This is a genomic window from Oscillatoria sp. HE19RPO (assembly GCF_024220515.1).
Lineage (GTDB): Bacteria > Cyanobacteriota > Cyanobacteriia > Cyanobacteriales > Laspinemataceae > Laspinema.
Genome location: NZ_JAMXOT010000044.1, coordinates 1 through 8,027, shown reverse-complemented (window position 1 = coordinate 8,027; position 8,027 = coordinate 1). Strand labels below are relative to the sequence as shown.

General features: G+C 37.3%; 5 protein-coding genes and 1 pseudogene. 2 read left to right on the top strand and 4 right to left on the bottom strand.

The features are described 5' to 3' along the window. Positions 1–164 precede the first annotated feature (164 nt). A complete protein-coding gene (locus NG833_RS05180; protein ID WP_254564240.1) occupies positions 165–1,556 on the top strand; it encodes an ISKra4 family transposase in 1,392 nt (463 codons plus the stop codon). Here NG833_RS05180 and NG833_RS05175 read toward each other — a convergent pair. The 3 genes from NG833_RS05175 to NG833_RS05165 are packed head-to-tail and all read right to left on the bottom strand — an operon-like array spanning position 1,467 to position 5,575. After that, entirely contained in the window at positions 1,467–1,976 is a 510-nt protein-coding gene (locus NG833_RS05175) for an SUMF1/EgtB/PvdO family nonheme iron enzyme (protein ID WP_254564239.1), read from the bottom strand. The two genes, NG833_RS05180 and NG833_RS05175, sit on opposite strands and share 90 nt — an antisense overlap. Next, positions 1,969–3,663 carry a WD40 repeat domain-containing protein gene (locus tag NG833_RS05170; RefSeq protein WP_254564238.1) on the bottom strand — a complete coding sequence of 565 codons (1,695 nt, stop codon included), beginning with the start codon at positions 3,661–3,663 and terminating at the stop codon, positions 1,969–1,971. Before NG833_RS05170 ends, NG833_RS05175 begins: the two co-directional genes overlap by 8 nt. Positions 3,664–3,694: 31 nt before the next feature. Further along, positions 3,695–5,575 carry a hypothetical protein gene (locus NG833_RS05165; RefSeq protein ID WP_254564237.1) on the bottom strand — a complete coding sequence of 627 codons (1,881 nt, stop codon included), beginning with the start codon at positions 5,573–5,575 and terminating at the stop codon, positions 3,695–3,697. 584 nt (positions 5,576–6,159) lie between these two features. Here NG833_RS05165 and NG833_RS05160 point away from each other — a divergent pair. Further along, a complete protein-coding gene (locus NG833_RS05160; RefSeq protein ID WP_254564236.1) occupies positions 6,160–7,539 on the top strand; it encodes an NB-ARC domain-containing protein in 1,380 nt (459 codons plus the stop codon). A gap of 266 nt (positions 7,540–7,805) precedes the next feature. Here the strand turns inward: NG833_RS05160 and NG833_RS05155 are convergent. Continuing rightward, a pseudogene (locus NG833_RS05155) lies at positions 7,806–8,027 on the bottom strand (photosystem II q(b) protein); the annotation flags it as partial.

Genomic DNA, 8,027 nt, shown 5'->3' with positions numbered 1-8,027 from the left:
GGGCGCATCCAGCAGTTAGGGGAGGGGCCTTTACAGGTCGGGGTGAGGGAGACAAAGGGCCTGGACAGGCTGGACTCAGGGAAAGGTCCAGGAAGGAGTAGAATAAAAAAAGGGAATGTGGGTAAACACATTCCCAGCTCACTAAAAATTTAAACTTAAGAGTTATGATAACACGCCTCGAAGAATTGATAGCTGAACACATAGACTGTTCAAACCACTGTTCAAAACTAGAAACCGCATCAAGTCTAGTTGCTATAGTGTGGGTAGCATGGGGCATTGGATTAGAATTGGCAAGGCGAATAGTAGAGAGCGAGTTGACAAGACGCGCCCTCTTGCCGACCGAATGGCCTTCTTGTCCACATTGTTCTACTCGTTTGAATAGTAGGGGTTTTCAACCTCGTTCAATGCTAACCCTTGTGGGACAAGTAAACTGGTCTCGCCGAGTGGGGCGTTGCCCGAAAAAATGTCCGGGGAGTCAAAGAGTACCTCTTGACGAGTGCCTCTTAATAAAACCCGACCAAAAAACCTCAGAGGAAGTGGTTAAACTGGGATGTTTATTAGCAATTTTTGTTCCGTTTGAAATCGCTTCTCATTTACTACAACAGTTAACTAGCATTAAAGTTTGCGCTCAAACCCTAGCCAATTGGGTTACTCAATCCGGACAGCTGGCCACCTCCCAACGAGCGCTCGAACTCACGGCTTTTTCCCAAGGAGAAAGTCCGAGTCCTGAACAGCTATCTACCTCAGTAGAGTCAATGCCTTTAGCTATAGCGGGTGATGGGGTGATGGTTCCTTTTAGACCCCAGGAAAAAAGTCCGTCTGGAGCCACACAATGGAGAGAAGTAAAAGTGGGGATAATAGCGAGATTAGGAGCGTATTTTACCCGCTCCGGTAAACCCGCAACTCGATTACATAACCGTCGTCTAGTCGCGGTTCTCGGAAATATTCATGACCTAGCTCCCCGACTGATGGTAGAAGCACGGAACTCTGGACTTGAGGCGGCCTCTAAAGTAGTGTGGTTATCTGATGGAGCCGTAGGATTTTGGAATTTATATTATCAATTTTTGGAGCCGTTAAACGTAGTAGGGGTTTTAGATTTCTATCATGCGGCGGGACATCTCTGGTCGGCTGCTGCTGCATATAAAGATGGCCGGACACGCGCTGCCAAAGACTGGTTTAAACATTGGCGACATGAATTGAGGCATGGCAATTCAATGGGAGTAATCAGTGAGCTAAATACTCTAGCTAATTCTCCCTCTTTAAAAGCCTCTCAACGTCAGAGCATCCGACGAGTACATGATTATTTTAAGGCGCGCGTTGAACACATTACTTATGAAGCCTTTGAAGAGCAAGGAATACCCTTAGGCTCGGGCATGGTCGAGAGTGCTTGTAAATGGTTGATACAACAGCGCTTTAAGGGGGTCGGAATGCGGTGGAGTAGTCAGGGCTTTAATAACCTGTTACATTTACGTCTGGCCTGGGTCAATAGTCGCTTTGATGACTTGTTTTCCGAGGGGAGTTATTTTGAGCCTTCTACCTCCTCCCCCAACTCCTAGATGCGCCCATATGTATTGCCCTCTAGATGAAGCAGCAAATTCCCACTCTACTTCAGTAGGGAGTCGGTAAATATGATTACTAACCTTACTCATCCATTCACAAAATGCCAAGGCGTTGCAAAATGTTACTCCTTCAACAGGACACATGGGGTTTTCTATATTTGAAATAGAATTTTTACCAAAAACAGCTTGTTCAAATTCTAAATACTGAATATTTGTAATTTGATGAATGCCAAGATGAAAAGAGGTAACTGATGTTTTTATTTTGGGTATTTGTTTTAAAAACCAGCTCTGAACTTGTGTTTTCGGAAAATCATTAAAAGCATAACTAAATAATGAAATATAATCGTTTATCTCTTCAAAGCTAGAACCCATTTCAAAATTGCCACCCATTATTTCTACTGTTTCAATTTCAAACATAGTAAATTTTCCCATCATAGGATGAAGCAACAAAACAAGATAATGAATCTGACCAATTAATATCGGATATACCGCTCATTGTTGGTCTTTTTATATCTCCAATCCACTCACCAGATAAATGATTGTATATGTCTATATGTCCTCCATAGCTTCCACTTGCAGTTAAATAACCATCCGAGCTAGTAGCTACGCATTTTATAGATTTCGGATGCCTAGATTTTAAAATTTTTTTTAAATTTCCGTCTTCAGTCCAAAGACGTATAGTTAGATCTCGCGAGACAGTTACAAAACCATTTTTATAAATCGTGACTCCATTTACTATGCCATCATGTGCTTGTTTTTGGATATTTTTGGTTTTTTTAGTAATACTATCTACAAGTATTAAGCTTCCATCTGCACTGCCGCAAAGTAGACTATTCCACCCAAATGCAATTCCCTTAATAGCATTACATCCTAGATTAATACAATTTATCTGAGGTTTTAATTTTTCATGGCTAACTAATACAAAAATCAATGTGCCATCATAAGCACCAAACACAAAAATTTGTCTTCCTTCTAAATCTAAATATGAACAACAACAATTTATAGAGCTTGTATGTTTAAATATCAAATTATTATGAAAAGCTTCAAATATAGTCCCGGTATGTCCTGCAACAAAACAAAAATCATTATTTAAAGTAATACAATTACATAAACTGCTAACATCTGCAATTTTGCTGTCATTTTTAAAAACTATTCCTGAATCTCCTGTGCTAAAAATTTCTTGACCTCTGAGTGCTAATGAATTTTTACTATAAGATGCCTGCCAAGATCGACAATCCCAGGTTTTATTAAGCCAGCTCCATGATATATAAGTAGATCCAAAAGAAGCAAAAACAATAGTTTTACTATTAATAAATGATGCGGATCTTGTCCAGACAGAGACAGGTACTTGATCTGAACAAATTTTATTTATATTTCCCTCCTGTGAAATTTCCCATAAAATAACTTCTTGATCATACCCCGCGCTCAAAAGAAGATTGTCGTACTTAACTAATTGTTTGATTCCTGATTTATGGGCTTGATAAAAACAAAAACTTTCATTGATATAAGTAATGATTTCACCTTTGTCATTGCCAGCAATAAAATTATTGACTCCCAAACTAACAAGTGTATCTATATCGTAGTCAAATTTATGATAATTATTTTTTATTTTTCCGGATAGACTACACCAAATTTTTATTGTTCCATCTGTACCACAAGACATGATTTTTGTACCATCAATGTTCCAATCAAAAGTTTCAATTAAACCCGTATGGCCTTCACATACTAGCAAACACTTTCCATCTATATTGAATATTCTTAAAGTTCCATCATACGAGCAAGTAGCTATCCTTTGTCCACTGGGGCAAAATGATGCCTTCACAACATCATCAGAATGTCCATTCAGAACAGTTAAAAGCCGCATTTCTGGAACTGACCAAATGCGAGCAGTATAGTCACTACTAGCAGATACTAAAAGCCGGCCATCTGGTGAAAATTCGCATTGGTTAACAAGATGATCGTGATTTACTCTTGTCAGTGGAATACCTGATTGTGCATTCCAAAGAATGACTTGATTATCATAACCAGCGGTTGCAATAAAATCTTCTCTTAATGTTGCCACTCCACTGATTGGAGCATAATGAAATATTGATGTTTTTTGCATAAATAACCTCATATATATTACAAAAATTTAGTTAAATTAATAAATCTAGATTGCCGTTACTAATTATTTTATCTTCGTAAATTTTATAGAACTGAAGTGAACCTGTTCTACCAAAAGTAAAAAAATTATTGGGTTCCCCAGATTTATTTATTTCATCGTCTATCCACATAACACCATGTGAAAAATCGATTTGATCAAAAACATAATCTAGAATAATTCCCGAAAAATAATCACAAAGAAAAATCATGCGATTATAATTTATTAAAACCAAATATTTTTTATTTTTGTCCCAAGCAAAATCTTCAATTGAGTTCCCAGTGTCTTCAATATATAAAGAAGATATTTGGTGACTGAAATCATATTTGCATAAATTACTACGGGAACCATATAATAAGGTAGAGTCATCTACCCATTTCATCCTCTTTGAATAGGTATGATTTTCTTCAAATAAAATTGGTAAAAATGTTTTTAGATCAATAAAAACTAAATGACCTTCTCTTTCAGAAACTGCTAATACTTTTTTGTCTGAGTTAAGTGCTAAAGCCCACAATGGAAATCGTGAAGTCCAAGTGTTTAAAACTAACCCATTAGAAATAGATAATTTAGTTAATATTCCATTTTCAGTGGCGACATAAAGAATAGGTAGATAATTATCAAACTCTAAATCCCGAATTGCTGAATCAAGGTGTGCAATACTTCTACTAATACCTTTTTCGTAGATTAAAACTTCACCATCAGCACGACCAAAAGCTATAATATCTGTTTTGTAATTAACTGCTAGACGTTTAGTGTAGGAATTTGCTCCAAAATTTAGTTTTTGTATTTTTGAGGAAAAGGAGGTTATTTTTCGACATATGTTTGTGGCATTAACTGGGGTAAGTTCTGCCACATTTTCACCTTCTCCAGCTATTAATATTTTACCATTTAGAGCCTGTGATGCAGTCCAAAGAGCATTAGGAGTATCTTTTATTTGAGAAATTATTTTTGAAGTCAAAGTATTTATTTTATATAAACCACCATTACGACATTGAACAATTAAAATATTCGGATGGGTTTTTAAAACATAAACCCATCTACATTTGAAAGGGGCTTTCCATATTATCCGTTTTGATTCGCAGCTAATAGGATCGATTGCATAAATATTACGATCAAAACTAGAAGCAATAGCTTCACATTTATCGGAATCATACACAATATGTTCAACGTCATCCTTGGCAAATTTTGAACCAATTAAGGGAGGGTTTTGTCCAGAAATATCCAGCCTAATTATTTGTCTTGAATCACTTGCAACAACATAAATATTATTTTCTATGTGTTCAAACCAATGAATATCTTCATTACAGATATGCCAAACTTTTATGACGTTACCATTTTCTATTAAAAAGATTTTTCCTAGTTCTGTACCCACCAAAATTTTATTAGAGTTTTTCACATATTTAACAGCAACAATAGGATAATTTTTATCAATATCAGTACAACTAACAATTTTATATTTTGAATCATCAAATTCAAGCTCCACGACTTGATTCTGTTGACTCTTTACTGCTAATTTACAACTGATTGAATGGAAGGCAATTGCCTGGTCGATAGGTTCAAAATTTTGATATAAACAATCATTGCAATTATTAAATAATTCACCAATATTTCGTAAATCAATGTCAATTATTGATTTAACTGTTCCTTGAATATCTTGCTTACAAATATTTACTTTCCACCCTCCTAACCTTGTGGCTAAATAAGGAAGTTTAAGGTGAATGTCTACTGCTGATATTCTACCAACATTAAGTTGGGCGCTACTGATTATATCAAAATTTGGCAAATTTATTGTTAATATTTGTCCTGAGATATTGCCTACATATATATACCTTTCATCATTGCTAACAGCAAAAGATTCAATTTTATTCCATGACATAGTTTTGAACCTAAATTTTCAATTTAGTTAAAAGTTTAAACCTTATTTAAGAATAAGATTGTTCCGATTAATAATGCTATTTTGCTTGGGGTGGTTTAACATTTTTATAGAGCTATTATAAATTATTTTTAATGGAACCCGCGCTCAAAATACCATTATTTTTTTTATAAACCGGCTACACCTCTTGTTGTTGGTTTAGATTGTTGGGGGACAGTCTTTAAATTATATTAGTCATAAATTAGTTGGCTTAGGTCTCCACCCTGTCCACTATATGTATTGCCTAAAGCCAAAGCCTGGGGGATAGGTCCCCTGTGCGAGGAATCGTGCCATCCTGCTTCATATCTTGCTCACTGCCACAGGTTTCAAATCATTTAGGTCTCCTCTAGACATCCCTTAAACTGATTTAGGTTGCTATATTACAAGCATAAACTAGATTTGATAAACTAATCAAGCCATTAATAGTAGTGTTCAGTACAAAATATTCTGAACTATCTTGAACTGGTATAGTGGGATATAGTCGAGTATGGTTCACAGTTCAAGATTTGGTAAGATATGGTACAAGGGATGTTTATGTGGATCCATCTATGACGAATCTTGAAGAAATGTTAAATTGGGCTGATAATTGGATGGTTGCTCAAACTGGAGAGCCTCTCACCCCTATCCAAGAAGCCATCCTCAAGGGTGTTTGGCAGCGACAAAAATATCCACAAATCGCTAAAGATTATAATTGTAGTGAATCTTATGTAAAAAAAGAAGCTGCTGATTTATGGGAAAAATTGCGCGATGAATTAGGGCAAGACCTAAAAAAATACAACTTTCGTTCCAAAGTAGAGAAAAAAAATCGGGTTTCTGAAATTTCTCATTTACATGACTCTTTCTTACAAATTGATAATGTTATTTGTAACCAATCAATACAAACTATTAAAGATACTCAACACCGATCGCCCTCTAACTCCAACTCTCCTTCCAGCAAAAATCAACCCACCATCATCGATTTAACCGAGGCCCCTGAGTTAACCGACTATTACCCTCGCCCTACTGAAGAATCCACCCTCAAACAATGGATTTTAGAAGACGGTATGCGCTTGGTTACCCTCTACGGTTTAAGTGGAATTGGCAAAAGCGCCCTCACTGTCAAACTGATTCAAGACATTCAAACCGAATTTGATTACATTATTTGGCGAAGTCTGGGGAATCCTCCCCCCTTCTCTACCTTACAAACCGAACTCTACCAATTCTTTTCTCAATCACAACCCAACCCTTGCGCTACACTTATCGCGTATTTGCGTTCATTTCGGTGTTTAATCATCCTGGATGATGTCCAGAATCTATTTAAAAGCGGTGAAATAGCCGGTCAATATCTAGCGGAATATGAAGAGTATGGGAAATTTTTTAAACAACTTGCCACATCCTCTCACCGTAGTTGTGTTATTCTCCTGAGTTGGGAGAATTCCAGAGAACTTGCTACCTTAGAAGCAGAAAAAAGACCCCTGCGGAGCTTACATCTCCAAGGATTAGAAACCCTTGCAGCCGAACAAATCCTGAAAGATAAAGGCTTAAACGATGAAACCCAATGGGCAGAATTAATTCGCCTCTATCAAGGTCATCCTTGCTGGTTAAATATCATTGCTGCAACGATTCAGGAACTCTTTAACGGAAACCTTTCCTTATTTTTATCCAATCCAACGGAACTATTTTTAGGTGACTTAGAACCCTTATTATTGGCTCATTTAGAACGATTATCCGATGCCGAAAAAACGGTGAGTGGCTGGTTAGCGCTTCAAGGGGAAGCGGTCGAGATTTCTCCGCACCCCGTCGAGAGTGGATTATCTAAATCTGAATTTTGGCAAGCAATCCAATCTTTAGCCCGACGGGGTTTAGTGGAAAAACTGTCCGTTGAATCGGGATATCGGTTTCTCATCAATCCGGTATTTCAACATTATATTCAGTCTCAATTAACATAAATAATTTGGTTTTATTAAATCAGAAAACCCGCACCCTAAAGGGTGGGGCTATACAGACGAAGCCCGCCTGCGCGGGCTATAAACAAAACGAATTTTTGATACCCAGATTTGGTATCAAAAGTCGTTGTGATACACTAGCCTGCGAAGGCAGGCTTCGTCCGTGTAGCCCCACCCTTTAGGGTGTGGGTTTTTATTACGGCATGGAGTATTAAAACATAAAAAAACGCTCCCCTTTCGGAGAGCGTTTTTTTAATCTTTATCTCAGATTAACCATTGATAGAAGGAGCAGTCAAAGCAACCGGAGTCGCTTCACCCGCAGCCAAATCAAGGGGGAAGTTGTGAGCATTCCGCTCGTGCATCACTTCCATACCCAGGTTAGCCCGGTTAATCACATCAGCCCAGGTATTCACAACACGACCTGTCGAGTCAATGATGGACTGGTTGAAGTTGAATCCATTCAAGTTAAAGGCCATCGTGGACACACCTAA

Coding starts and splice junctions, on each gene's coding strand:
- NG833_RS05180 (WP_254564240.1), top strand. CDS start 165: ATGATAACACGCCTCGAAGAATTGATAGCTGAACACATAGACTGTTCA.
- NG833_RS05175 (WP_254564239.1), bottom strand. CDS start 1,976: ATGTTTGAAATTGAAACAGTAGAAATAATGGGTGGCAATTTTGAAATG.
- NG833_RS05170 (WP_254564238.1), bottom strand. CDS start 3,663: ATGCAAAAAACATCAATATTTCATTATGCTCCAATCAGTGGAGTGGCA.
- NG833_RS05165 (WP_254564237.1), bottom strand. CDS start 5,575: ATGTCATGGAATAAAATTGAATCTTTTGCTGTTAGCAATGATGAAAGG.
- NG833_RS05160 (WP_254564236.1), top strand. CDS start 6,160: ATGACGAATCTTGAAGAAATGTTAAATTGGGCTGATAATTGGATGGTT.